Source organism: Hymenobacter terrenus (assembly GCF_000972495.1).
GTDB lineage: Bacteria > Bacteroidota > Bacteroidia > Cytophagales > Hymenobacteraceae > Hymenobacter > Hymenobacter terrenus.
In genome coordinates this window covers 39,057-64,556 of sequence record NZ_LATM01000008.1, presented here as the reverse complement: position 1 = coordinate 64,556, position 25,500 = coordinate 39,057, and the positions used below count along the sequence as shown (strand labels likewise).

Here is a 25,500-nt window from a genome sequence, read left to right as displayed (position 1 = left end):
TGGCCGAACAGCGGCGCCTTTCTGGCGGCTTCTGAATGTTGAATATTAACTGATATCTGTTAAATGAAATCCTCCATCGCCGAAAATATCCATCGCATCGACGCTGAGCTGACCGGCACTGCCGCCCGCTTGGTTGTAGTCACCAAAACCCACCCAGTTGAGCGGCTGGAAGAGGCTTATGCCGCCGGCGCCCGCCTCTTCGGTGAAAACCGCCCCCAGGAAATGGCCGCCAAGCAGCCCCAACTGCCGGCCGATATCGAATGGCACCTCATCGGCCAACTGCAAACCAATAAGGTGAAGCTGCTGGCGCCCTTCGTGCACACCGTGCAGAGCATCGACAGCCTGAAGCTGCTCAAGGAAATCGATAAGCACGCCGCCGCTCACCAGCGCGTCATCCAGGGTCTGCTCCAGTTCCACATCGCCCAGGAGGACACAAAATCCGGCCTTTCATTGCTCGAGGCCGAGGAAATTCTGGCATCCGAAGCCTTCCGGGAGCTGCGCCATGTGCGCCTCACCGGCGTAATGGGCGTGGCCACTTTTACCAACGACGAAGCCCAGCTACGCCGGGAGTTCCAGCAGCTGCGCGGCTATTTTGAGCACCTGAAAAATGTGTATTTCGCGGCCGAAGCCGCTTTTTGTGAAATCTCGATGGGCATGAGCGGCGACTACCAGCTGGCCGTGGCCGAAGGTAGTACCCTAGTGCGGGTGGGCAGCGCCATTTTCGGCAGCCGCTGAGCATTGCGCTTCCTGAAGAAGGAGGAAGAAACGTCCCGCTTTGAAAAGAGGAGTTTAGAATGCGATAAAAATCTTACCTTTCTCTCACTACCAAGCGAATAATTCCTTATTCTTCATTTTTCGTCCTTCCTTGAATTCCCCCCCGCCGGCCATTGCGGCCAACCAACACATCTACGACGACCATTTTGAGGAAGAATTCACCCGGACGGTGGATGAGAACATTCTGCAACTGCTCGACCGGGTCTGGTTTCGCTCCGAACTGGTGGGTTTCGAGGATTTCCCGCAGCGCAACAACCCTGACCGGCCGCTGATTTTCGCCTCGAACCACTCCGGCATGGCCTTCCCCTGGGATGCCATTGTGGCTCTGTCGCACCTGTTTCGGTACCTGCCCAAGACCAGCTCCATGCGCGACTTGCCGCGCCCACTCTCAGCCCCGCTGCTCTCGCAAACGGCTCTGATGAACCCCTACCTGGTGAAGGACTTCTGGAAGAAATGCGGCTGCGTGGACGCCACGACGCTGAATTTCGAAACCATGATGTACTACCAGAATCACAACCTGATGCTCTACCCCGAAGGCGTGCCCGGCATCGGCAAGGGCTTCAACCGCAAGTACCAGCTTCAGCGCCTGGCTACCAGCATGATTCGCTTGGCCTTGCAGCACGGCACCGACATTGTTCCTTTCTACACCATTAACGCCGAATACCTTAATCCCTACGCCTACTCCTGGGATGGGATTAATAATCTGACCAAGAAAATAGGCATCCCGTTTTTGCCGCTCACGTTGCTGCTGCTGCTGGTCTTGGTTCAGCCCTGGGCCTTCTACTTGGCCTTCCCAGCCAAGCTCGTCTTCGTGATGGGCACCCGTATTCGCCCCACCGACCTCACAAGCAAATCCACCGCCGAGCTCACCCGGGAAGACTACCTGGGCCTGTCCGAGCAAATCCGCCAGCAGATGCAGGGCGAGATGGACGCCGCCGTGCTCGCCCACGGCCAGAAACCCTACCGCTGGGGCGAACTCTGGCAGCGCATGAAGGAAAACCGCCGCTTTTTCCCGTTCTTCCTGCCCTTCGCGTGGCCTGCTGTATTCACCGAGTTCGAGCGCCTTTACGTAAAAGAAGGCTGCCGCAACTTTCGCATGAAACTCGACCAGCCCGGCGCATGGTTGCGTATGCTGTGGCGCAATCCTATTACCCTGGCGTATTTTATCCCCTTGCTTGGCTGGATACCGCTGGCTATCAAAGGATATCGGGGTAATAAGCTAGGTCAGAAGCCGTAGTATTTTCTGTCTGAACCTAGCATAAAAGCATGTTACAAGTATAATTTAGAGACTAGCCAGCTTACTCCATTTCGCGCTTCCTGCTACTTACACCTCCCGCATTTATCCCACCCAATGCCCTCGTTTCAGCACTTGCTGCTCAAGCAGCTACTCACCGCGGCGGCGGCGCCATTGGCCCGCCGCAAGCCCAGCGTTGGCGCCATGCGGCTGGCCATGGAGGCTGGCTCCCTGTTCCAGTTTATGCCCTGGCACGTGCATTTGGAGAGCCTGAAGCTCGATAATCGCCTCGAGGCGGAATGGTTGCGGCCCCGCGGCGCTCACCCCACGCGCGTGCTACTGTATCTGCACGGCGGGGGCTACGTGCTGGGCTCACTCAACACCCACCGCAGTCTGGTAGGCAGCCTGGCCCAGCGCAGCGGCCTCAACGTGCTGACTATCAATTACCGCAAAGCACCCGACCATCCTTTCCCCGCTGCTCTCGACGATGCCAAGCGGGCCTACCGCTGGCTGCTACGCCACGGCCACCAGCCGCACGATATTGCCATTGCCGGCGACTCGGCTGGTGGCGGGCTGGCCCTGGCCCTGCTGCTCGCCCTGCGCGAGGCTGGCCAAGCCCTGCCCGCGGCCGGTATCGGCCTCTCACCCTGGACGGACCTCAACCTGCCCATCACTGCCCTGCGCCGTGTGGCCCGCGAAGAAGGTCTCTTGCTCGAAGCTCTGCAAATGCGCACCTGGGGTCCCCTTTACGCTCATAAAACTGCCCTCACGCACCCAATGCTCTCCCCCTCCCAGGCCGATTTACACGGCCTGCCACCGTTGCTCATCCAGATTTCCACGGCCGAAGTGCTGTACGACGACGTGGTAAAATTCGTCGATAAGGCCCGGGCGGCGGACGTGGCAGTCACGTTTCAACCATTTGAGGGTCTGGTTCATTGGTGGCACTTATTTTGGCGCATTGTGCCGGAGGCCCGGCAAGCACTCGACCAGGTAGCGCGCTTTCTGGAAAAGATGTGGGCCAATCAGGAGGTGGCGGCGACGGTGCTACCCCTGGAGCGGCGCCCCATCGCCCGTCGTCGTGCTGCTTAGTGCCGTTTTCAGCTCTTGCTCCTGTGTAGATGCGTACTCAACCGCGCAAAATAGAAGGTCCCAGAAGCCCGAGGGTTGGAAAAATAAATTCTGATTTTGACCTTTTTGAGTTACTTTTCAAAAAAAGCGGCGTACATAGCCCAACTATATTACAGACGGTTCGTAGGTTTGCAACGAAAATAGTCGGCTTGCATACTAGTTTTATAAAGCAACGGCTTTTAATTCAATAACTTCCCCCTTCTCATTTTTTCACCCCAACCCGTTTCCTTACCATGGAAGATTTGTTTAAGAAGTTCGTTAACGCCGGCGTTGGCTACATCGCTCAGGGCAGCAAGTCGGTACAAAGCACCATCGAGAAGTTGGTGAAAGACAATAAGATTACTCAGGAAGAAGGTAAAAAAATCGTGGATGAACTGCTGAAAAGCGGTGAATCCAAGCGCGCCGAGCTTGAAAAGCAGTTCCAGGGTCTTTCCGAGCGCATCAAGAGCAGTGTAGGTCTGAGCGACTCGAAAGCTAAGCCCGCCGCGAAGAAGCCAGCCACTAAAGCAGCTGCCAAGCCCGCTAGCAGCCCTGCCAGCAAAGCCGCTGGTGCCACCAAAAAAGCTGCCGATAAAGTGAGCTCCGCCGCTGGCACGGCGCAGAAATCGGCCGCCGCCAGTGCGGGTGCGGCCAAAAAGCCCGCCGCGAAGAAGCCAGCAGCGGCGAGTGCTCCTGCCGCTACTACTGGCGACAACGCGTAGGCGGTTCGCTTATCGTTCTTATAAAAAAGCCCCGCTTGCATTATGTGAGCGGGGCTTTTGTTTGTTAATTGGTTTAGGACGTAACTGGGTTTGACCCTATCGTAGCCCGACCGTTGGGGTTCGCGGTACGGCGTTATTAGCCCGATATTTTTTGGGCCGTTCGCGGCCGTAGACCTCAACGTTCGCGCTACGGCCCGTAGGCACTACTTTCACTGTTGATGTTTAAAAACACGATTTCCAATCTCCACCGCATTCGGCAGGTGGCCGAGGTGCTGCTACGCTACGGCTTTGAGGATGTGGTAACTACCACGCCATTGCGCCGCCTCGTGAGCCAGGCGCGCCGCCTGACCTGGCAGCGGGCCGACCGCCAGGTGTTCGAAACCACGCGCTGGGAGCGGGTGCGCCTCATTATTGAGGAACTGGGACCCACGTTTATCAAGCTGGCCCAGGCCATGAGCAACCGGGCCGATTTGTTGCCCCAGGCTCTGATTGATGAGTTTGAGAAGCTGCAAAGCAATGTGCCACCATTTGACGTGGCAGTGGCCCGACAGATAATCGAGGAAGAACTGAGCCGCCCGATTACGGAAGTCTTCAGCGAATTCGACGACACCCCGCTGGGTTCGGCCAGCATCGGGCAGGTGCACCGGGCGCGGCTGCTGACGGGAGAGGAAGTGGTGGTGAAAGTGCAGCGTCCCGGCGTGCGCGAAAAAGTGCGCTCCGACCTGGCCTTGCTGCACGAATTGGTGCGCCTCACCTCCGGCTTCTTGCAAAAGCAGGGCCTTTCTAATCCGCAGGACATCGTGGACGCGTTCGAGCGCAGCATGAGCAAGGAGCTGGATTACACCGCCGAAGCGCGTTCAATGGAGCAATTTCGCAAGCTCTACGCCAACTACACGACCTTTTACATTCCCAAGCCCTTCCGCGACATTAGTACGGAGCGTATTCTGGTGATTGAATTTGTCAGTGGCTGTAAAATTACTGACAAGGCGCAGCTGCTGGACTGGAACTTGAGTCCCGAAACCGTGGCTGAAACCGGCATGGACATTTATCTGACCCAGATTTTTGAGTTTGGGGTGTTCCACGCCGACCCGCATCCCGGCAACGTGCTGGTGCAGCCCGATGGTACGGTGGTGCTCATCGACTTTGGCATGGTGGGCCGCCTCACCAAGCAGCAGAAATATGCCTTCGCGGGGGTATTCATCGGCATGGCCCGGCAGGACCCACGCAGCATGGCCGTCAATTTCCGCCGTCTCGCCCTCACCGCCGAAATCCGGGACATGCGGGCCTTCGAGTCGGACCTCAGCCAACTGATTGAGGATTTCGCGACGCTCGACGTGAAGGAGATGAGCATGAGCGACCTTGCGGATGCCCTGCAAACGGTCATCTACAACTACAAATTACAGGTACCGGGGGCGGTGTTCCTCATCCTGCGGGCGTTGGTTATTCTGGAAGGTATTGGCAAGGTGCTGCATCCTCATTTCAATACTTTTGAGTTTGTGCGGCCTTACGGTGCCAAAATTATCCGGGAGCAATATTCTCGGCAAAACCTGCTCAGCGAGGCCGAATACACGGGCACCCAGCTCCTGGCGCTGCTCCAAACCTTGCCGGCCGACGTGCGCCAAATCGTGCGCAAAATCAGCAAGGGCGAGCTGCGGCTGAAGTTTGAGCTGGTGGGCTACCAAAGCCTGATGCGCAAGGCCGACCAGTTGGTGAGCCGCACCATTCTGGCCCTGCTAAGTGTGGGCGGACTGTTATTCTCGGGCCTCACATTGCTGGGCCACTACTCGCCCGACATGCCCTACCGGCGCGGCGTCCCGGAAATAACCTGGTGGAGCCTTGGAGCAACCGGCTTTTTGATGCTGATACTATTATTGCTGGGCACCAGACGGCGGGAAAAAGGATAATGCTGGCGGGGGCACCTCACCCCGGAGGATTATCTAAACAAGCAGAACGCGTTATTTTGGTAGCAAACCATTGTGGCCGACCCTGTATCCCTCGACCTTTGTAGCCATTGGGCGATATTTCCGCCTGCTTGATTGGATGTCTGCATTTTTACGCTCCCGGGTAGCTCGGGTTCTTTTGGGTTTCCTCTGTGGAATCGTTCCCGGGCTGGTGGGAGCCCAAACTGCCCCGGTTGGCCCACCCGTATTGCGCGAAGCCAGCCTGCGCACTGATACCGCCACTTACCTACTGAGCCGCCACGTGGTGGCCGTGCAGGATGTGTCTACGCTCTACTTCTGGTACCGGCGCGACGATGAAACCGTCGAACTGCGTCTGTACCCAGCCAATGCGGGTAGCACCAAGCCATTGCGCCTGCGCCGCAACCCCGATTATCAACAGCTCGACTCGTTGACCAAGGAAGATGACGGCGGCTTCCGCACGCGCCTGAAATTTCAGAACCTGACCAGTAGCCGCTTTCTGCGTCTGGTGGTGGAGCAGGCTACCGACTCGGTGGGGCGGCCGGTGCGCCGCCAGGTGGTTCCGCTGCTGCCAGTGGCACGCACTTCGTTGGGTTTGCGGGTGAATGACAATGAGTTATTTGTGGGGGAGGAGAAGGTGTTTGAACTCACCAGTTCCAACGTGCGCAATGTGCATGCTACCGGCGAATGGGTCCGTGGCACCGATTTCGACTACCGCCTTGCAGTTGAGGCCAACGGCATGCTGCGGCTACACGTGTTGCCCAACCAGCTGGGAACCCACACCCTGCTGCTGCGGCTGCAAACCGAGCGGCCTACTCTGTTGGCCAGCGGCAGGCTGAGTTACCAACTGCCCGCGCTCAGGCAGGAGTTCAACGTGAAAGCCAGCCGCCTGCGTTTTCTTTCGCCCGACCAGCGCAGCGTGACCATGGACGACGTGAGCCGCCGCCGGGGTGTGGAGCTGATTCTTGATAACGGCCGTAGCTTTGAGCTTCACCGCACCTACCGCATTGAAGACCAGGAAGAGCCCGGCGGCGCGCTCATCGCCGAAATTTTCACGCGCCAGTACCTGAGCAACGACCGGGTGCTGTGCTTATTCCGGCCGTACAACACGCACCGCCAAACGGCCGGCTACCTCTACATCAAGGAAAACGACGCGCCCCGCTACCTCACCAACCTCGACATCACGCCCCAAACCGTGATTCGCAGCGTGCAAGTACTGCACCGCGGCGGCGACTGGACGCCCGGTCTGAGCGTGAGCCCCGGCGAAACCGTGGACATCCGCCTCGAAGGCGAAGGCCTGCAAAAGGCGCGGGTGTCGTTCGAGGACTTGCCCATTATTCCCTCCGATTCGTCGGTGCGCACCGATACCCGGCTGGTGTACCGCGTGCGCGTGCCGGTAGGGTTCGATAAGCGCAAGAGCACCATCTACAACCTGGGCCAGCCTACGGGCTATGCTTTGGGAGTGAAGGAGTTTCAGCGGCCTCACCCGCTCGATTTTGTATCGGTGTTATACGGCGATGCCGCCCAGCCAATTACGCGCCTGAGCGGCCCCGTGCTCTACGATGGTACCATTCGCGACGTGGTCTTCCAGTTCAATCCCAATGGCATCGATAAGGCCGACCAGCTCTTTGGCAAGCAGTACCTTAGCTTCGAGGTGCGCACACTCAACAGCAAAGGTGAGCTAGTGGAGCTGCGTAACGTGGACAATATCCTCATTTGCCCCGGCGACAATTCGCCCCGCGCAGCCTTCTACGCCGATAAGCAGTGCCGCACCGACCCATTGAGCCTCAACGCTCTACTGGCCCGCAAAACCTATGACCTCGACGATTGGAGTCGCATTGTGGTAACGGTGAAGCACCAGGCCACCCAATACGGCGAAACCGGCTATACCCAAACCGTGGAGCTGGTGCTCAAGCGCCGCTACAAGTTCGACATCGACGTCAGCTTCCCGGCTGGTTTGCTCACCCGCAAGCAAGGCGATAAGGGCTACGGCTCGTTTGGCGGCATCTCGCTGGCCACGTTGGCGCAGCTCAGCTTCTACAGCCCCGACAAAATCAACCGCCTGCGCCCGTATAAAATCGGTGCCGGATTTGTGGCGCTTAATGCCTTCAATCTCAGCCAAACGAGTAATGATACCCGCGACCTGGGCGTGGTCATCCTCGGCTCGGTGTACCCCACGCGCCGGGAAGCCAAGTTTACCTTTCCGCTGTACCTGGGCGGCGGGTATTTATTATCAGCCGGCCGGTGGTTTTACCTGCTCGGGCCGGGCATTGGGGTCAGGTTATAGCGCAGAGGGTTGCAAAGGTGAAAAGGCAAGTCCCGCAACGTTTGACGTTCTGCCAAACGTTGCGGGACTTGCCTTTTCACCTTTGCAACCCTCTGCGCGCTATTGCAGCTTCATGTCCGCAATTATGGCCGCTATTTTCTCGTGGCCCAACCGCTGTGCCAGATCAAAATCTACCACCGATTTCAAGGGCTGCTTCACGCTGAAATAGAATTTGATTTTGGGTTCGGTGCCGCTGGGCCGGGCCGATATTTTGCTGCCGTCTTCGGTGATGAACTGGAGCACGTTGGAGCTTTCCAGGCCGGTTTCGGTTTCCACACCCGAGTGCAGGTTGTGGATGCGGCCGGTTTTGTAGTCCCGAATTTCTACCACTTTCAAGCCGGCAATGGTGGCGGGCGGGTTGGCGCGCAGCTCGGCCATCATTTCCTGGATTTCCTCGGCGCCACGCTGGCCTTTTTTGGTGAGCGAAATCAGGTCTTCCACGTAGAGGCCGTAGTGGGCGTACATCCGCACCATTTCTTCGTAGAGCGTGCGGCCCTGGTCTTTGGCCACGGCGGCCATTTCGGCTACCAGCGCGCAGGCCGAAACAGCGTCCTTGTCGCGCACGAAGTCACCGATGAGGAAGCCGTAGCTTTCCTCGCCGCCACCGATATAAACTTCCTTCCCCTCCAGGTCGCGGATGAGGCCGGCGATGTACTTGAAGCCGGTGAGCGTCTGGTAGCTCTTCACGGCGTGGTTGCGGGCAATGTCGCCCAGGATTTCGCTCGTCACGATGGTGTACACGATGTAGTCCCGGCTAGTAGTCTGGCCGGCACGGTGGCGGGCCGAAAGCAGGTAGTACGTGAGCAGGGCGGCGGTTTGGTTGCCGTTGAGCAGCACCCATTCACCTTTATCATTCTTCACGCCCACGCCCACGCGGTCAGCATCGGGGTCAGTGGCCAGTACGATGTCAGCATTCGTGGCTTTAGCTTGGTCGAGGGCCAGCTGCATGGCGCTTTTCTCCTCGGGGTTGGGCGACTGCACGGTGGGGAAATTACCATCGGGCACGGCCTGCGTCTCCACCACATTCACGTTGGTAAATCCAAACTCACGCAGCAAGCCCGGTACCAGCGTGATGCCCGAGCCGTGAATGGGCGTGTACACGATGTTCAAATCGTGCTGGCGCTGAATGGCGGCCGGGTCGATGCTCAACTTTCGGGCCTGCGCGAAATACAGCGCGTCGATATCGGCGCCAATGCTAATTATTCTCGAATTATCAGCCGCGAATTTTACCTCGCTTACGCTGGTAATTTTATTCACTTCGACAATAATGTTTTTATCATGCGGCGCTACTACTTGCGAGCCGTCATTCCAATAGACTTTGTAGCCGTTGTACTCCTTAGGGTTGTGCGAAGCCGTTATAACACAGCCACTCTGACACTCCAGTTGGCGAATGGCAAATGACAATTCGGGCGTTGGGCGCAGCGCCTCAAATAAATAGACAATGATGCCATTGGCCGAGAAAATACCGGCCGCTATTTGCGCGAATTCGGTGCTGTTGTTGCGGCTGTCGTGGGCAATAGCAACTTTAATCTGCTGGCCCGGAAAGCTCTGTATTAAATAATTACACAAGCCCTGCGTAGCCATGCCCAGCGTGTAGCGGTTCATGCGGTTCGAGCCCGGACCCATAATGCCGCGCAGGCCACCCGTCCCAAATTCGAGGGTGCGGTAGAAGGCATCGGTCAGGGCGTCGTCCTGGCCACTGGCCACCAGTTCGCGAATGGCAGTCTGAGTTTGAGCGTCATACTCGGGCGTGAGCCAGGTGTTGATGGTGTTTTGGATTTCGGGAGCGAGGGGCATGGAGAAAGAAAGGTTTCAGGTGAGCTGAAGAATGGCCGTAAAGAAAAGCGTTTTTGTGTCATCGCGCAGCCAGTGCTTGCGCACCCGAAGTTTGCCGCAGCTAATTCAGCCGGTTTTTACAGGATTAACTCTATGTAGATGTGAAAAAGCCCTGGCTCTGGATGAGTCAGGGCTTTTTGCTGTTGATTTAAGCGTGCGTTACCACCATTCGGGAGCCACACGCCACTGCGTTGGTCTCGTCCTGACAGGCCAACAATTACAAATTGCCGCGCAACGCCTGCTCGCGCTCGATGCTTTCGAACAAGGCTTTGAAGTTGCCTTTACCGAAGCTCTTGGCGCCTTTGCGCTGAATGATTTCGTAGAACACGGTGGGCCGGTCTTCCACAGGCTTGGTGAAAATCTGGAGCAGGTAGCCTTCCTCATCGCGGTCCACGAGCAGGTTCAGGTCTTTGAGGGATTGCAGGTCCTCGTCGATGGCGCCGATGCGGTCGAGCAAGTCGTCGTAGTAGGTGCCGGGTACGGTGAGGAACTCCACGCCGCGCCGACGCAATTCCGTAACGGTGGCGCGGATGTCGTTGGTGGCGATGGCAATGTGCTGCACACCGGGCGAGTGGTAATAGTCGAGGTACTCTTCAATCTGCGACTTTTTCTTGCCTTCGGCCGGCTCGTTGATGGGGAATTTTACGTAGCCATTGCCGTTAGAAACCACCTTCGACATGAGGGCCGAATACTCGGTGCTGATGTCCTCGTCGTCGAACGTAATCAGCAGCTTGAAGCCCATGACGTCCTCGTAAAACTTAATCCACTGGTTCATTTCGCCCCAGCTCACGTTGCCCACGCAGTGGTCGACGTGCAACAGCCCCACCGGCGCGCCCTGCGGGATGCCGCTGCTGCGGGCCACGAAACCGGGCATGAACGGGCCGTGGTAGTTGGTGCGCTCCACGAAGGTATGAATGGTCTCGCCGTAGGTGTAGATGCCGGCCAGCGTCACGGAGCCGTGCTCATCCTCAATGGTGTAGGGCTCAAAGGCCGATTTGGCACCGCGCTTGGTGGTTTCCTCGTACGACTGGCGGGCGTCGTCTACCCACAGGGCCATCACCTTCACGCCGTCGCCGTGCTGGGCCACGTGCCGCGTAATGTCGGAGTCGGGCAGGAGGGAGGTGGTGAGCACGAGGCGAATCTTGCCCTGCTGCAACACGTAGCTGGCCCGGTCGCGCAGGCCGGTTTCGGGCCCGGCATAGGCCACCAGCTCGTAGCCGAAGGCAGCTTGGTAGTAGTAGGCCGACTGCTTGGCGTTGCCGACGTAAAATTCAACGTAGTCGGTGCCTTTCAGGGGGAGGAAGTCCTGGGCGGGTTGGGCCAGCACTTCGGGCGAGGTCATGGTTTGCATGGGCGGGAAGGGGAAAATAAGGGTGGGGATAACTGGGGTAAAAATACAGGTTTCGTCGGTTCCGGGCTCATTTCGGGTGTCGCCGCCAACTGCTGAGTCTGCCGACCGCGCGCGTTTGACAATTCATTCCCATTTTTGTGCCCAATCATTCGCCTTAGCGCCCCATGAATATCGAAGAACTGAACCGCGCCCTTGTGGCCCTGATTGAAAAGAAAGCCGAACTGCACACCCTCACCTACGACGATGCCCGCTACGACGACGTAGAAGAGGCTCTGCACGACCTGGAAGACGACTTCAACGAGGAGTACGGCGACTACCTCGAAACGGCGCTCGACAAGGTACACACGGACTTGAAATCGGACACCGATGTGCTGCTGCCCACCGCCTACCTGCCCAGCACTCCCGGCTCTACCCCCTCGCCCAAAGAAGGCGTCTGGGTCGATTCGGAGAAATACCCCGGCAAAGAGGCCCGCATCACGCTAGTTCCCAATCCTGTGCGCATTATGCTCACCGTCGGCAAGCAGGTGCAGCAGGAGCTGTGGAAAGCGGTATAAGAAGGGTTGAATGCGAAAGGTTGAGGGCTGAAGTTATAAACGACCGCAATGGAGGATTCTAAATTCAACCCTCAACCTTCAGCATTTCTCTATCGCATTGCCGAAGCCGCCGATTGGCAACAGGCTCAGCAAACAGGGTTTTTTGCCAGTGCCGACCTGGCGGTTGAGGGATTTATTCATTCCTCGGAACAGTACCAGATACTTGAAACGGCCCGCCGGTACTATGCCGGGCGGGCCGATTTGGTTTTGCTGGAGTGGGACGAAGCCGCTCTGGCCGCAGCTGGCGTGCGCGTGGAGCGCGAATGGGTGTCCAGTCGCCAACAGCATTTTGCCCACGTCTTCGGGCCGGTGCCGCTAGCGGTGATGTGCCGCGTGTGGCCGTTCGACCCCGACGCCTCCGGGCAATTTTATCTGCCTGTGGAACTGCGATTTTAGAAAGAATAAGGTGGAGGATGCAACTACGGCATGCTAAAAAGGCTCCCCCTCCTACATTCACCTTTATTCCTCGTTTTACAATATGCGTCTTCTTTTCTCTACACTGGCGGCAATGACAATGGCTGCGGCACTAACTGCTTGTGGCCCTACTTACATGTTGACCATGCGCCCCAGCAAAGGCTCCGGCTTATGGGCTGATGGCTCCGAAACGGCCCGCCAGCAACACGACAGCGTGGATGTACGCATCAGTTTCGTGCGCTACGAGATGAGTAAAATGGTGTTTGATGTGGACTTCCGTAACAATACCAGCCGGGCATTGAGCGTGGGGCCAACTGATTTTTACATCCAGCCGCTGGTTACCCAGCCGGTAGCGTCTACGGTGGCCACACCGTACATGCCCGGCCGAATGACGGCCTTCGACCCCGAAGTGCAGATTCAGGAGTTAGCCAGCCGCGTGGCCGAAGAGTCTGCCGCGGCCACCCACGTCGGGACCAACGAAGTGCTGACGAGCCTGAGCCACGTAGTGGACGACCTCGCTTCGCTAAAAAAGAAGGAAACCAAGGAGCAGGAACGCGCCCGCGAAACCAAGCAAAAAGAAGAGAATGACTACTTCACGCAGCAGCGCTTGGAAGCCGCTGCTGCGGCCGACCAACATCGGGCCCAATTGGAAGAGCTGCGCTCCGGTGCCCTGCGCCACAACACCGTCGAGCCGGGCCAGCGCCTACGTGGTTACGTGGCATTCCCACGGGTCGATAAGGCGGACCTGATTCGGATATCGGCTCCTGGCATGGCTGGAGGTACCACACTCGACTTCATTCAGATTCGGACGGTACACTAGCGCCCGTCTGGGGCATGGGAGTAGGGGCAATTCGCCAAGCCAGCGCGAGTACGGATATTGCAAAAAAAAATTTGGTGGGCCATGCAACCTCGGCTCAACTGGCATCATCTACCTGCCAGAAGCGAATAGCGAATTCCCTTTCAATACCGGTTTATGTTGTCTTTATACTTTCGCCGTCTGCAGTTGTTGGCCTTGGTTGGATTAGCCACCACCGCTTGCGCCCCCACGTATCAGTTGGGCATGAAGCCGGCCCGCTCCACTGGTCTCTTCGTTGAAGGGCGCGAGCAGGCCCTAGCTACGGCCGACAGCGTGGAAGTACGCCTGAGCTTTGTGTGCTACGAGCCCACTCGGATAGTGTTCGAGGCGGAATACCGCAACCCGACCCACCATTCCCTGGTGGTAGCCCCGGCTGCGTTTCAGTACCAGGCCACCCGCCTGCCGGCCCCGGCACCCCTGGCCGGCCAAAAAGTGAAGCGTCCCAAGCCCCTCCCGGGTGCCGAAGTAACGGCCGCCGTTGCGGCCGCCAGCATGTCATTGCCCCTGCCCGCGCTGCCATCCCGGCCCATCGCAGCCTTCGACCCCGAACCTGAAATTGCAAGCCTGCGCGCTACTGCCGACAAGGAAGCAGCCAAAGCCGCCCGCATCGACTGGTTTGGAATAGCGTTGGGGGTGGCCAGCATCGCGACGGATGTGGCCAGCATTGGCAAGCGTGAAACGGTGGCGCAGTACCAAACCCGGACTTCCCTACGCGATGCGGCCGTGACGTACAGCTTCATTTCGGCCGCTACCAAAGTCGAGCACGCCGCGGCCGCCGAGGTCATGCAGCAGCGCGCCGCCAACCTCCAGGAATATGCCCTGCGCAAAGTAACCCTGGAGCCCGGCCAGGAGGTGCGCGGCTACCTCTACTTTCCCCGCTACGACGCGGCCGATGGACTGGTAATAAAGGCTCCGGTAGACAGTACCACGGTGCCGCTGGAATTTGTGCAGGTGCGGAGGCGGAAGTAGCCGAGATAATGAAACAAAAACTTCCCTCCTTGGTAAGGAGGGGAGTTTTTGCGAAGCAAAAACGGGGGTGGTTGGGGTCGTTGAACGATAGGCGAACAATGCCTAGATGACTCATCCGCCAGTCGTTCAACGACTCCAACCACCCCCGTCCGAGCCGTTGGCTCAAACATCCCCTCCTTGGTAAGGAGGGGAGTTTGTTCTTCGCACTACCCCAAATTAGCAATTCCTTTTCAAGAGCTTGCAGATGCGCCTCAAGCGACCGGATAATATGGGCGGCCTGTACCCAGCGAATGTGTGGTCGCTGTTGTTTGGAAATTATAAATGCGGTGATTACCAGTAAAGATTGTAGCCGTTATTTGACTTATGATGAAACGCTTCCTGTTTTCTGCCTTATGGCTGCTGATATTATTGCCAGTAATTGGCCAGGCGCAGGAAAGCCGCATCACCGGGCGCGTGGTAGATGCTCAAACCAAGCAGCCTATCCCTTTCGCTTCCATTCTGCTAATCGAATCGGGAACAGGGACCCTTACTAATGAAAAAGGGTATTTTCAATTAGCTGGTTTGGATAAGTTCAAGCAGGACTCCTTGGTCTTAGTGACTTTGGGTTACCGCCGTTATGCCGTATTCATTGAGCGCGGCAAGGTAGAAGATATGCACATTGAATTGAGGCCAAAGCTGCTAATTGGAATACCGCAGTGTCCGATTGTACCTTATACACCATCTCGAAGCGATGCAACGCGAGCAGCCCAAAACGAAATAATTACCGGGTTACCGGGAACTCAATACGCTTTCTTCATCAAAAATAAGAAGCAAGAGCCCCTGGGCAAATTCCGTACGGTGTCGTTCTATATTGGTAAGAATGGATTTCCGAGAAAAGCGTTTCGGGTCCGTATTTACGGAGCCGACGGTCCTAGACATTCTCCCAATATCAGCTTGTTCAATGAGGGCGTTTTCCGCACGGTCCCCGAAGAAGACGGCTGGTACACCAGGGACTTGAGCAGCTACAATATCGTTGCCCCAAAAGAGGGGTATTTTATAGCGGTGGAGTTTGGAAATGCAGATGATGCGGCTCCCCAGCCAGATATGGACAGATACATGCCGTCAGGTCAGATTATGTGGCCCTCATTTGAGCTTAAGAAAAGCAACATGTGGGGCTATACTTTAGGAAAAGGGTGGAATCTATTGCCGCTGACCGCTGATAATCGCAGGTATAATGCGTTGGTAAGAGTAGAGGTTAACTCCGTTAAATGAGGAAACTACGCTACTAAGATATAATAAAACCAGGCTGCTACGATACAATCGCAGCTGCCTGGTTTTTAAGTTGCCTAGGGGAGTTCTCTACCCCAACTCAGCCAGCTCCATCCACCTTTCTTCCTTCTCCTCCAGCTCCTTTTCAATGGCTTGCAGGCGGGCGCCCCAGGCGGCAAAATCCTGCGGACTGCCGCTGCCGCCATTCAGCTTGGCGGTGATTTCCTGCTTCTCGGTTTCGAGCGTAGCCATGGCTTTTTCGAGCTGCTCATACTCTTTTTTCTCGGCGAAGGTGGCGCGGCGCTTTTGGGGTGATGCAGCCACGGCCGTGCTCACGGGCGCAGGGGCGGCCAGCTTGGCGGCGGCGCGGGCAGCTTTGGCGGCCTTTTCCTCAGCTTCAATGGCCGCTTCGGTTTCGCGCTCGGCGAGGTATTCGCGGTAGTCGGTGTAGTTGCCGGGGAAGTTCAGGACGGCCCCGCCGGGTTCGAGCACGAAGAGGTGCTCGGCGAGGTGGTCGAGGAAGTACCGGTCGTGGCTGACGATGAGCAGGCAGCCGGTGAAATGAAGCAGGAAGTCTTCCAGGATGTTGAGCGTGGCCAGGTCCAGGTCGTTGGTGGGCTCGTCAAGAATCAGGAAGTTGGGGTTTTTGATGAGCACGCGCAGGAGCTGCAAGCGCCGCTTTTCGCCGCCGCTCAGCTTGCTCACCAACGTGTACTGCTGGGCCGGCGGGAAGAGGAACAGGTTGAGGAACTGGCTGGCCGTGAGCACGTCGCCGTTGGCCAGCTCTACCACTTCGGCCACTTCCTTCACGATGTCGATGACGCGCTGCTCGGGGTCAAATTCCAGCTCGGTCTGGGTGTAGTAGCCGAATACCGTGGTCAGGCCCACGTCGATGGTGCCGGAGTCGGGCTGCATTTTGCCGGTGAGCATATTCAGCAGCGTGGACTTGCCCGCGCCGTTGGGCCCCACGAGGCCGATGCGGTCCTTTTTCTTGAAGACGTAGCTGAAGTCGTCGAGCACCACGTTGTCGCCGAAGCGCTTGTTCAAATGGCTGGCTTCGATGATTTTACCGCCCTGGCGGGTGGTTTTCACGCTCAACTCAATCTGCTGCTTACTCAGGTTGGTGCTGGCCTTTTCCTTGGTCACGTAGAAGGCGTCGATGCGGGCTTTTTGCTTGGTGCCGCGGGCCTGGGGCATGCGGCGCATCCACTCCAGTTCCTTGCGGAAGAGGTTGCGGGCCTTCTCTACTTCGGTGGCTTCGCGCATTTCGCGGTCGGCTTTTTTCTCCACGAAATAGGCGTAGTTGCCCTGGTAGCGGTACATCTGCCCCTTGTCGAGCTCCACGATTTCATTGGCTACTTTGTCGAGGAAGTACCGGTCGTGGGTTACCATCAGCAGCGTGAGGGTGGGGGACGACAGCCGGTTTTCGAGCCACTCGATGGTGGCCAGGTCCAGGTGGTTGGTGGGCTCGTCAAGGAGCAGCACGTCGGGCTCTTCGATGAGGACGCGGGCCAGGGCCACGCGCTTGCGCTGCCCGCCCGAAAGCTGGCTCACGTTGCGGGTCAGCAGCTCGCCGAGGATGCCCAGGCGACCCAGAATCTGCTGCACCTGCGCCTCGTAGTCCCAGGCGTTGAGGGAATCCATGCGTTCGAGCACGCGCTGGAGGTCGTCGGGCTTGTGGTTGGGGTCGTTGATGACGTGCTCGTACTCCTTGATGGCTTTGAGCGTGTCGTTCTGGCTGGCGAAGATGGTTTCCTCCACGTTTAGGCTTTCGTCGAACACGGGCTGCTGGCCCAGGTAGGTCACGCGGATGCCCTTGCGGGTGCTCACCAGGCCGGTATCGGGCTGTTCGAGGCCGGCCAGCACGCGCATGAGCGTGGTTTTGCCGGTGCCATTGATGCCCACAAAGGCCACGCGCTGCCCTTGTTGCAGGCCAAAATTGAGGTCTTTAAACAGCCAGCGGTCAGCGTAATTCTTCGAGATGTTCTCGGCGGATAACAGGTTCATAGGCCGCAAAGGTACGGCGGGGGCGGGGTTGGGTAGAAGAAAATACTCTTAGCGCGAATTGGGTTTTATCTCAACTCGCGCCAAGAGCAGATTCCTATTGTTTTTCGATTAGTGATTCGTAAAGCTTAGTTCTCCAAAAATCTTTTGACACGACATCATCATGTTCAAAAATTTCTTCTACTTCGCGTAATAATTCGAATAGTTTGAATGTGTTATCTACGTTGATGCTTGTTAGCTTTTTTCGAATAGGTTCCTTATAGGCTTGGAATTCTGGTTTTTTTGAAAATTTAACTTTGTGTAAAATTAATTTCTTAACATCGTCTGGATTTTCAATAGCAGAGATTTTATTGGCATCATTACTTACTTGTTTGATAAAGAATTCAATGAGTTCGGGCAATTCCTTTATCCTTTCAAAAACGTTTTCAACGCTTCCCTTATGCTGAAAGGATAGCAAATCTGTAGGATGCATTGAATCCTGCCTTTTTAGCCCTCTCGGTTTGAGAAGTATTTCACTGGTTTTATCCTTTTCCTCAAATTTGAGTTTGAAAACTCCGTTGAAGGAAACGGCATTTCTTTTAACTTCATCATTTTCAAGAATAAGGTTAAATGACAAACTCAATTTTGAATTGATTTTTACACTGTCTTTCATTGCAAATGAAAGATATATGGTTGAATCATCAATACGGTAATTATTGATGAATAACTCATTATTATTTTTTTCTACGTACTGGCCTAGTGAAGCCAATGCGATAAAAATCGAAAAGTTGATGCCAAAATCTCTGTAGCCTTGACTTGATATTGACGTCGATGTCATGGCCCGAAGATAAAATCTTTCATCGCTCTTCAAGAAAATAAGTCTAATCTTCCTTTCTTCTGTATTTGAAGAGTTCTTGCTTTTCAAATAAGTATTTATGTCGTTAATAAGAGTATTATAATCATTATCTCGGCAGTAGTTTGCAAATTTGCTAAGATTGTATAACTCTAAAAGGTCAGATTTTGCTGCATACCGAGTCTCTGCAAGTAGTATATCAGATTTGGTTTTTGATATGATAAAGTTATTAGTTAGCTCAAGAATTTCAAAAATAGCTTTTTCCTCCTCAAGCATCTTGACTAATTGCACATTTTTGTATCAATGTCAATTTTGATGCATTGGGAATCTAATTCGCTGATGTCTTGTAATAATTTTTCAGCGTTGCCAATCTTTAGTACTTGATTTGCGTTGCTGTCGTTTATATCGAACAGTTTAACAAGCGTTGCTTTGAACTCATTAGTGTCATCTAATACAGATAATAGTTGTCTGTTATTGATAAAGCTAGAAGTCGTAAATTCTTCTACATCGAGGGTTTTAGGTTTAAGTATCATGTTTTGTAAGTGGTCGTATAAATGATTTTAAAACGTCGCCAGCAATATCTGCATTCGACATTGCAATCTATGAAGTTGTTTTGATAATTTTTATCATAGTTGAATGATTTATTGAAGAAGCATCTCCAGCCCCTACCGCAGCGCCCGACACGCCCCGTCGCGGTGGTGGTGAAGGCCAGATGCGGAGAATAGCTATGTTCTTCCACCAGCATGTCGAGTCGCCTAACTTCACCCGGCAGCGTCAGCAGCCATAGCTACTGCTGGCACAGCCGCTGCTGGGCACGGGGCGGCTCAAGCCGGGTTTCAGACCCTGATATTGGTTGGTTCTCCGCTCGCAGCATATCATGGTTCTTATAGAAGCCAAATGCTTATACAAATGGCTTGGTTGCAAATGCAAATAGCTTAATTATACATTCAAATAACTTGACTATACATACAAATAGTCTATTCATATGTGTAACCAAACTGTTTGGATATAAAAACAATCTGTTCGTAGATGCAAATAGCCTGAACGGTCGGAAAATCAGTTGGTTGGCTCAATCAAAAGCTTTGATGAAACAAAAAAGCCAGATAATTAGCGCAGCTATAGAATAGTATTATATTGCGAAAGCAATTCCTAATAACTTCATTTATACCAATCATATGGCATACAAAGCCCGAGAATCTGCCCCCATCACCAAAGCCCAGTTCCGCGTGGATGGGCTGGCTGCCATCGACCCGCAACTGGACCTGGGCGAAACCATTTCAGTTGCCGAAGGCAGCACCCGCGTCGCGGCCGCTGCCAAAACGCTGAGTGACTACAACAAGGCCCTGAACGCAGCCGACGACCTCCTCAACCAGCTTAAAAAGCAGGAAAAGGAATTGGCCGCTTGGTCCTCCCGGGCCCTGAGTGGCGTGAAATTCAAGTACGGCGCCGACAGCTCGCAGTACGAACTGGCCGGCGGCATCCGGCAGAGCGAGCGGAAGAAGCCCGTGCGCAAGCCCAAAACCGATAAGCCCGCTGCATAGCCGCGCTGGTCCAACCAATGCAACAAGGCCCGCTTCCCACTTGGGAAACGGGCCTTGTTGCGCCGCGCCTACGACGAAAAGCAGTGGCAGCAAGGATCATCACGCCGGGAGCAAAGTAGGGGAGCTGCCACAAGTTGCCCGCGTCGCGGCATCCTCTTTTGCCCGCCGCATCCCACATTTGCCCCGCCGACACGACGGCCGGCTCATTGCCAGGCACAAGTCTGACGCGCAAATTATGGAGCAGGAAACCGTTTTAATTACTGGGGGCAACAGCGGCATCGGTAAAGCCACCGCCGCCTTATTCGCCGCTAAAGGCCATCCGGTGGTCATCACTGCCCGCGATGCTGCTAAAGGGCAAGCGGTGGTGAACGAAATCATCGCGCGCACCGGCAACCGGCAGGTTCGCGCTATTCAAGGCGATTTATCGACCATAAAAAGCTGCCGGGAGCTGGTAGAAAAAATAACCTGGGAGGTGCCGGCCTTGCAGGTACTGATTAACAATGCCGGCGTTTTTATGACGGAAAAAGTACTGAATGCGGATGGCTTCGAAACCAATTTCATGGTCAATTACCTGGCCCCGTTTATCCTGTCTACTGGGCTGACGGGGCTGCTTTCCGCCAATGCCCACGCCCGGATTCTGACCGTGAATACGGGGCTGCACCTGCAAGGCCACTTCGATTTGGCAAGCACACCTTATGGCCTGGATTTTGGCCACCGAGCCAGCTACCGCAATACCAAACTGGCCAATGCCTTATTCACCGTGGAAATGGCGCAGCGCGTGCAGCCCACCGGGGTCACCGTCAATGCGTTCAGCCCCGGCTTATACAACACGACGGTGCTCAAGGTAAAAGGGCTGGAACAGGTTTTTTTCAAATATGCGGGTCTGGTTTATGAGCTGTTTCAGCCCATTGGCAGCTCTGCCCACGCCCCGTACTACCTCGCTACCGCCCCCGGCCTCCGGCAGGTAACCGGCGCCTACTTCGACCAGAAAAAGCCAGCCACATTCGCCGCGCAAGCGCAAGACGCCGCGTTGCGGAAAGAGCTTTGGGAGAAAACATTGGAATGGACTCACTAAACCAAATGCCAGAAAAAACAGGTTCGCTGTGAGGGTAGTAATTTTAAGTAAGGTGTAGCAGTCGTCCGGCTCACCTCTCTTTTGGCTTCGCGCATCAAGCGAACCAGGGCCGTACCCGGTAGGGCTGGGGGTGAGGTTCCCCAGCCGCGCCATGTACACCAACCGGAGACCAACTCCAGATGCGGGGCCTGCTCTCTGCCCCGGTCAGGTAAATAAAAAGAGCCTCTGGGAATATTCCCAGGGGCTCTTTTTATCCTTAGCGCCTATTCGAGAAATACGTTCTCAGCATGACGTTCTGTTTATTTTTCGTTGGTGCCGCTATTCCCGCGTCAGCAGTAGCGACTGGTTCACGGCGCCACCGCGGACGCGCACCATGTAGGTGCCGGCCGCGAGGCGCTGCAGATCCAGCGGGTGCTGAGCGGCGCCGGGCAGCGAGTAGGCTGCCACCTGCCGGCCGGTCAGGTCAAGTACCTGCACGGCGTAGTCTTCGTTGGTCAGGCTGCTCAGGTCGAGCGTGGCCAACTGCCCGGCTGGGTTGGGGTAGAGCGTTACGGCTCCTTTGGCGCCGAACACTATTGTGCGCACCGGCGAGTAAGTGCTCGTGCCATCGAGGTCGACCTGGCGCAGGCGATAGTAGACGAGTTTGCCCGGCGCAACGAGACGAGCAACGTTGGCATCGACGAACTCATAGTCGGTAGGCTTGGCGCTTTCCCGCTGCCCGCGCACGGAGCCCAGGGTGGTAAACAACGTGCCATCGAAACTGCGTTCTACCACGAACTGGTCGTTGTTTTGCTCACTGGCGGTTAGCCAGCGGAGTTGCGCGTTGGGGTGCGCGGCCACGGCCGTGAAGCGAGCAAGGGCCACTGGCAGCGGCGCCTGAATGGTCACGTTTTCGGGCGTGCCCGTTCTGCCGGCATAGTTGCTGCCGGTGGCGCTGCCCAGGCTGGTGTCGATGCCACCGGCGTAGTTTTCGCCGGGCTGCACGGTCGCCGTGAGCAGGGACGTGCGCAGCGGGTTGTCGTAGCTCACCGTCGCGGAGGCTGGGTAAGGCACGCCGTTCTGCGCCGCGGCATCAATAGTTGCCCGGAAGGTGAGCTTGAGCGCGGCACCGGATGGAATAGTAAAGCCCGTGAAAACCGGCTGGCTGACCCCATTAGTGGGCAAGGCATAGCCAGTGGGCGTAGTAGTAGTGCCGTTGGGCATTACCATCGTCGCGGTGGGCGGGAAGGTGCCGTCGTACTTAAACAGGTTGTTGCGCAGGCTACCCAGGACGGTGACCCCCGTAGCCGTACCGCCGGTGTTCGAGACGTTGATGGTGTAGAGGGCCGGATTGACCGGGCCATTGGTGCCGCCCGAGCGCGTGACTCTGGGGGTGGTGGTGCTCACCGCCACGGTAAGGGCCGGTAGGCAGTCGGCATTGCCCGACCCGGTGGTTGTGGTGTTGGTGAGAATGGTACCGGCGGTGCCGTTCGTAGCACCGAAGGCATTGATAATTCCTCCCGTGGTGCCGTTGGCGCCACCGGCTACCGACGAGGCCGCCGTGATAGCGCCATTGGTGAGAACCACGCCGCCGCCGCCGCCCCCACCAGGGCCGTAGGCCGCCCCGGTCAGGCTGCTACGGCCGCCCCGTCCGCCGCGGGCCGATACCGTGATGGAACTGAGGGTACTGCTATTGCCCACCAGCAGGAGCACGGTGCCACCGGCCCCGCCGCCACCGGCCCCATTATTGGTAGTCGTGGCCCCGGCCAGGCCGTTGGTGCGTATCGCCCCAATGCCCAGTACAGACCCGGTGCGGAGCATAATGATGCCGCCGCCGCTGTTGCCTCCGCTGTTCACTACACCTCCGTTGTTCTTGTCCGTTACGCCCGCGCCGCCGCCGCCGCCCATGGTCAGCCGGCCCGCCGATGCCCCGAAGGCTGCTCCGCCGATGCCTTGAGCATTATCAGTCACGTTGCCGACGTAGCTGTTGCCGTAGCCCCCGAAGCCACCCTCGCCGCCATTGGCGCCGCCGCCGCCGCCGGTATTGCGGGCGTTGTCGTTCGGCGATAGGTCGGTGCCGCCGCCACCCGCGTTGCCAGGTGCGCCGCGCCCGTTGCTGCCATTGCGGTAGCCTTCCTGACCAGTGTTGATGGTGGCGGTGTAATTATCGCTGTTGACGTAAGCGGGCGTACCGGCCGTGCCTTCGCCCTTGGCCCCGCCCGAGCCGGACAGGGAGGTGCTACTCAATTGGCGAAAGTCCGTGTTGCTGTAGGCCGCGTTGCCGGTGTAGCGCTTGCCTCCACCTCCGCGGAAGCCCCGACCCGTCATGGTCAGTCGGGCATTGGGCGCGAAAATCGTCCGCCCGGCTACGTCCAGCGCCAGCACGCCGCCGGTAGCGCCGTTCCAGGCCGCGCCCGCTACCGAGTCGGCCACGGTCAGGGTCGAGTATTGGGGCACGCGCACTACCTGAAAGCGCCGCTGCCCGGTGGGGTTGCTGCTCGCATTATAGTCAAGGTTATCATACGTGTTAGCCAGCGCCCGGCTCAGCGTGAGGGTGCCGCCGCCAGTGCCCACGGTATTGGTGGCAATGGCGTACTCGTAGAGGCCGGCCGTAAACTGGTCGCCGCTGCCCGTCAGGTTGCCTTTGCCCTGGGTGCCGCCGCTGCCGTAGCTGGCGTCGTTGGCCGTGTTGAGCACGGCACCCTGCATCTGCATCACCAGCACCAGGTCACCGGCCGCGATGGGAGCGCTGCTTGCTCTTGCGCCGGTCAGGGCCGGACCCAGCACGATGCTCGAAGTTCCACCGCTGGTAGTAGTCGACACGCCTGGGAAGTAGGTGTTGGGTGCCGAAGTGGCTCCCAGCACGCCCAAGCCGTCATTGCCCGGCGTAGCGCACACGCTGGCCACGTTGGCCAGCCCAGTGATAATGGTCGTCACCGAGGAAACGTTATTCTCACTCACGGGGTCGGGCTGGGTGGCCGTATTGTCGGTAGTGCCTGTTACTGACCCACTGGCTGGGGCGATAAAACTGACCGTGTTCGTGGCCGGGGCGCCGCCCGCCGCCAGGGTGGCGCTGGGGCTGAACGTGACGAGGCCGGTACCAGAGGCATACGACCCGCTATTGCTCACCACCACGCCGCTCAGGCCAGCAGGCAACTGCAGCGTCGGTATCACATTGGTGGCGGGCAGCGAGCCCAGGTTGGAAGTAGTGACCGTGTACTGCACCTGGTTGCCGGGGGCCGCAGCCGTGGGGCCGCTCACCGTGTTGGTAATATCGGCACCGCGCAGAATGAGGGTGATATTGGCCAGCGAGCCCGTTTCACCTAGCACGTCATTGGCCGTGTACGGAATAGTGATAACCCCCGCGAATGTGCCGCTGGGGATAAAGGTGACTACTCCCGCCGACGTAACTGCGAACCTGCCCTGGCCGGGCAGCGTCAGCGACGATTGAATACCGGCCTGGTCGGGGTCGAGGTCGACGCTGCCAGGCGAGTAGTTGGCGTAGGAGAAGATATCGTTGCTGAGGACGTTAAGCGAAACCGGCTGATTGTAGGTCGTACTGGCTACATCATCATCGAGGAAAGGCGTTTGCCGAATGGCCAGGTTGCGAATTTCGTGCACATTGGTCTGGTTACCAGTGGAGCCCGCAAAGCCAATGCGCAGGTTGTTGGGCGGCCGGGGTACGACGAAGTTTCGGATAGCCGTTTCTACGGTAAAACCGTGCTGAATGCGGACCGTGATTCGATAAGTGCCACTGGTTGGTACCACGTCGATGTAGGCCCGGCGGTAGTCGGGCGAGCCCGATTGAGCGCGCACGGTGGCTACGTCAAGGCTAAAGGGCAGCGTGGGGGTGCCAGTGAGATAAGGATAATCGGACGCGGAATTGCCGTTGCCGGACCCGCGGAGGGCTACCGCGTTAGGCGTTCTGTCGGGCGTATTAATACCGCCAGACCGGCCTTCCGTGCCATTGGAATAGTTGCCAAACTCATCAATACCAATGCCGATATAGCCAAATGGCACGCCGTTGCTGGTAGGGGTAACCGTTTTCTGCGCATAGCCCAGGGAGCCCCCATCAGCGCCCGGCACAAACGTGGCCGCCGAGGTTTGGGCTGCGTCCACTAGAAACACCGAAAAGCCATCGGCGCCGGTGCCACCATAGGCAAAGAACTCAAACGAGATGCTGAAGCCATTGGACGCCGGAAACTGGCCTTGGTCGATGGCAAAGCCCGCCTGATTGAGGACCGCCGAGGTCAGCCTCAGATAGCCTGCACCGTTGGGGTCGGCGCCGGTCTTGGCCGTCAGCGTGGCCGCACCACCCAGGGTGAAGCTCGTAGCCGTACTGTTTTTAAACGACTCGACGCGGGGAAACTGCGCCATGGCTTGGTGCGGCTGGCCCAGTAGCAGGACCAAAGGACTGAGCAACCAAGTAAAAATCGGCCGGGTCAGCAATGACCAGGTGTGAGGGAAGAGTTGTTTCACGAAAGGAAGTAAATTAGTGTGGACTGATTGGTATTAAATACAGATCAAATGATGTTCATGCGGACGTTGTTGAAAATGAGTGTGCAAGTATAGCTTATGAAATTTGAAACTGGATATTTTTCCGGAATAATACAAATTAAACAATATAAAAACCTCGTAAATCAGCAAGTGAGCAGGCACAGCATGAGGATAATCACTTTTTGATATTTTGATAATTTATTAGTATAATTAGGGTAAAGAC

19 protein-coding genes are annotated in these 25,500 nt (G+C 56.8%); 13 read left to right on the top strand and 6 right to left on the bottom strand.

What is annotated here, in order from left to right:
* The first annotated feature begins 63 nt into the window (after nt 1–63).
* The 6 genes from WX88_RS12400 (at nt 64) to WX88_RS12375 (ending at nt 8,043) form a co-directional block, all read left to right on the top strand.
* Complete coding sequence (locus WX88_RS12400) at nt 64–735, top strand: YggS family pyridoxal phosphate-dependent enzyme (RefSeq protein WP_046244710.1); 672 nt, start codon at nt 64–66, stop codon at nt 733–735.
* 130 nt (nt 736–865) lie between these two features.
* Nucleotides 866–2,011, top strand: coding sequence for a lysophospholipid acyltransferase family protein (locus tag WX88_RS12395; protein WP_231590691.1), 1,146 nt, complete (start codon nt 866–868; stop codon nt 2,009–2,011).
* Nucleotides 2,012–2,125: 114 nt separating this feature from the next.
* Nucleotides 2,126–3,097, top strand: coding sequence for an alpha/beta hydrolase (locus WX88_RS12390; RefSeq protein ID WP_052732626.1), 972 nt, complete (start codon nt 2,126–2,128; stop codon nt 3,095–3,097).
* 272 nt (nt 3,098–3,369) lie between these two features.
* The gene (locus WX88_RS12385) at nt 3,370–3,837 is read left to right on the top strand and encodes a phasin family protein (protein WP_046244708.1); all 468 of its coding nucleotides are present in this window, start codon (nt 3,370–3,372) and stop codon (nt 3,835–3,837) included.
* Between the two features lie 218 nt (nt 3,838–4,055).
* Nucleotides 4,056–5,741 (top strand): ABC1 kinase family protein, encoded by a 1,686-nt coding sequence (locus WX88_RS12380; RefSeq protein ID WP_046244707.1) that lies wholly within the window; start codon nt 4,056–4,058, stop codon nt 5,739–5,741.
* Between the two features lie 208 nt (nt 5,742–5,949).
* Nucleotides 5,950–8,043: a hypothetical protein gene (locus tag WX88_RS12375; protein ID WP_046244706.1), complete on the top strand. Its 2,094-nt coding sequence runs from the start codon at nt 5,950–5,952 to the stop codon at nt 8,041–8,043.
* Nucleotides 8,044–8,142: 99 nt separating this feature from the next.
* Here the strand turns inward: WX88_RS12375 and WX88_RS12370 are convergent, their stop codons facing one another.
* Together WX88_RS12370 and hppD are read right to left on the bottom strand one after the other, a co-directional pair.
* A complete protein-coding gene (locus WX88_RS12370) occupies nt 8,143–9,879 on the bottom strand; it encodes a phospho-sugar mutase (RefSeq protein WP_046244705.1) in 1,737 nt (578 codons plus the stop codon).
* Between the two features lie 256 nt (nt 9,880–10,135).
* Nucleotides 10,136–11,269, bottom strand: a complete 1,134-nt coding sequence (gene hppD / locus WX88_RS12365) for a 4-hydroxyphenylpyruvate dioxygenase (protein WP_082116003.1) — start codon at nt 11,267–11,269, stop codon at nt 10,136–10,138.
* A 164-nt stretch (nt 11,270–11,433) separates the two neighbouring features.
* On the opposite strand from hppD, the gene WX88_RS12360 reads away from it, so the two are divergent.
* From WX88_RS12360 to WX88_RS12340, 5 genes are all read left to right on the top strand, one after another.
* The gene (locus WX88_RS12360) at nt 11,434–11,823 is read left to right on the top strand and encodes a hypothetical protein (protein WP_046244704.1); all 390 of its coding nucleotides are present in this window, start codon (nt 11,434–11,436) and stop codon (nt 11,821–11,823) included.
* Nucleotides 11,824–11,871: 48 nt separating this feature from the next.
* Nucleotides 11,872–12,258 (top strand): DUF952 domain-containing protein, encoded by a 387-nt coding sequence (locus WX88_RS12355; protein WP_046244703.1) that lies wholly within the window; start codon nt 11,872–11,874, stop codon nt 12,256–12,258.
* 163 nt (nt 12,259–12,421) lie between these two features.
* On the top strand, nt 12,422–13,096 hold the full coding sequence (locus WX88_RS12350) for a hypothetical protein (protein ID WP_197076768.1): 675 nt from the start codon (nt 12,422–12,424) through the stop codon (nt 13,094–13,096).
* A 153-nt stretch (nt 13,097–13,249) separates the two neighbouring features.
* Nucleotides 13,250–14,101 carry a hypothetical protein gene (locus tag WX88_RS12345; RefSeq protein ID WP_046244701.1) on the top strand — a complete coding sequence of 284 codons (852 nt, stop codon included), beginning with the start codon at nt 13,250–13,252 and terminating at the stop codon, nt 14,099–14,101.
* 366 nt (nt 14,102–14,467) lie between these two features.
* Nucleotides 14,468–15,352, top strand: coding sequence for a carboxypeptidase-like regulatory domain-containing protein (locus WX88_RS12340; protein WP_231590690.1), 885 nt, complete (start codon nt 14,468–14,470; stop codon nt 15,350–15,352).
* Between the two features lie 87 nt (nt 15,353–15,439).
* Here the strand turns inward: WX88_RS12340 and WX88_RS12335 are convergent, their stop codons facing one another.
* From WX88_RS12335 to WX88_RS12325, 3 genes are all read right to left on the bottom strand, one after another.
* The gene (locus WX88_RS12335) at nt 15,440–17,356 is read right to left on the bottom strand and encodes an ABC-F family ATP-binding cassette domain-containing protein (protein WP_046244699.1); all 1,917 of its coding nucleotides are present in this window, start codon (nt 17,354–17,356) and stop codon (nt 15,440–15,442) included.
* A 94-nt stretch (nt 17,357–17,450) separates the two neighbouring features.
* Complete coding sequence (locus tag WX88_RS12330; protein WP_231590689.1) at nt 17,451–18,476, bottom strand: hypothetical protein; 1,026 nt, start codon at nt 18,474–18,476, stop codon at nt 17,451–17,453.
* Nucleotides 18,467–18,718: a hypothetical protein gene (locus WX88_RS12325; RefSeq protein ID WP_046244697.1), complete on the bottom strand. Its 252-nt coding sequence runs from the start codon at nt 18,716–18,718 to the stop codon at nt 18,467–18,469. The genes WX88_RS12330 and WX88_RS12325 overlap by 10 nt, the downstream gene beginning before the upstream one ends.
* Before the next feature lie 642 nt (nt 18,719–19,360).
* Between WX88_RS12325 and WX88_RS12320 the strand changes: the two genes are divergently transcribed.
* Both WX88_RS12320 and WX88_RS12315 read left to right on the top strand, forming a co-directional pair.
* Nucleotides 19,361–19,726, top strand: coding sequence for a hypothetical protein (locus tag WX88_RS12320; protein ID WP_046244696.1), 366 nt, complete (start codon nt 19,361–19,363; stop codon nt 19,724–19,726).
* Between the two features lie 178 nt (nt 19,727–19,904).
* The gene (locus WX88_RS12315) at nt 19,905–20,801 is read left to right on the top strand and encodes an SDR family NAD(P)-dependent oxidoreductase (RefSeq protein ID WP_046244695.1); all 897 of its coding nucleotides are present in this window, start codon (nt 19,905–19,907) and stop codon (nt 20,799–20,801) included.
* 318 nt (nt 20,802–21,119) lie between these two features.
* Here WX88_RS12315 and WX88_RS27575 read toward each other — a convergent pair whose 3' ends face one another.
* A complete protein-coding gene (locus WX88_RS27575; protein WP_156176091.1) occupies nt 21,120–25,259 on the bottom strand; it encodes a T9SS type A sorting domain-containing protein in 4,140 nt (1,379 codons plus the stop codon).
* Between the last annotated feature and the right edge of the window lie 241 nt (nt 25,260–25,500).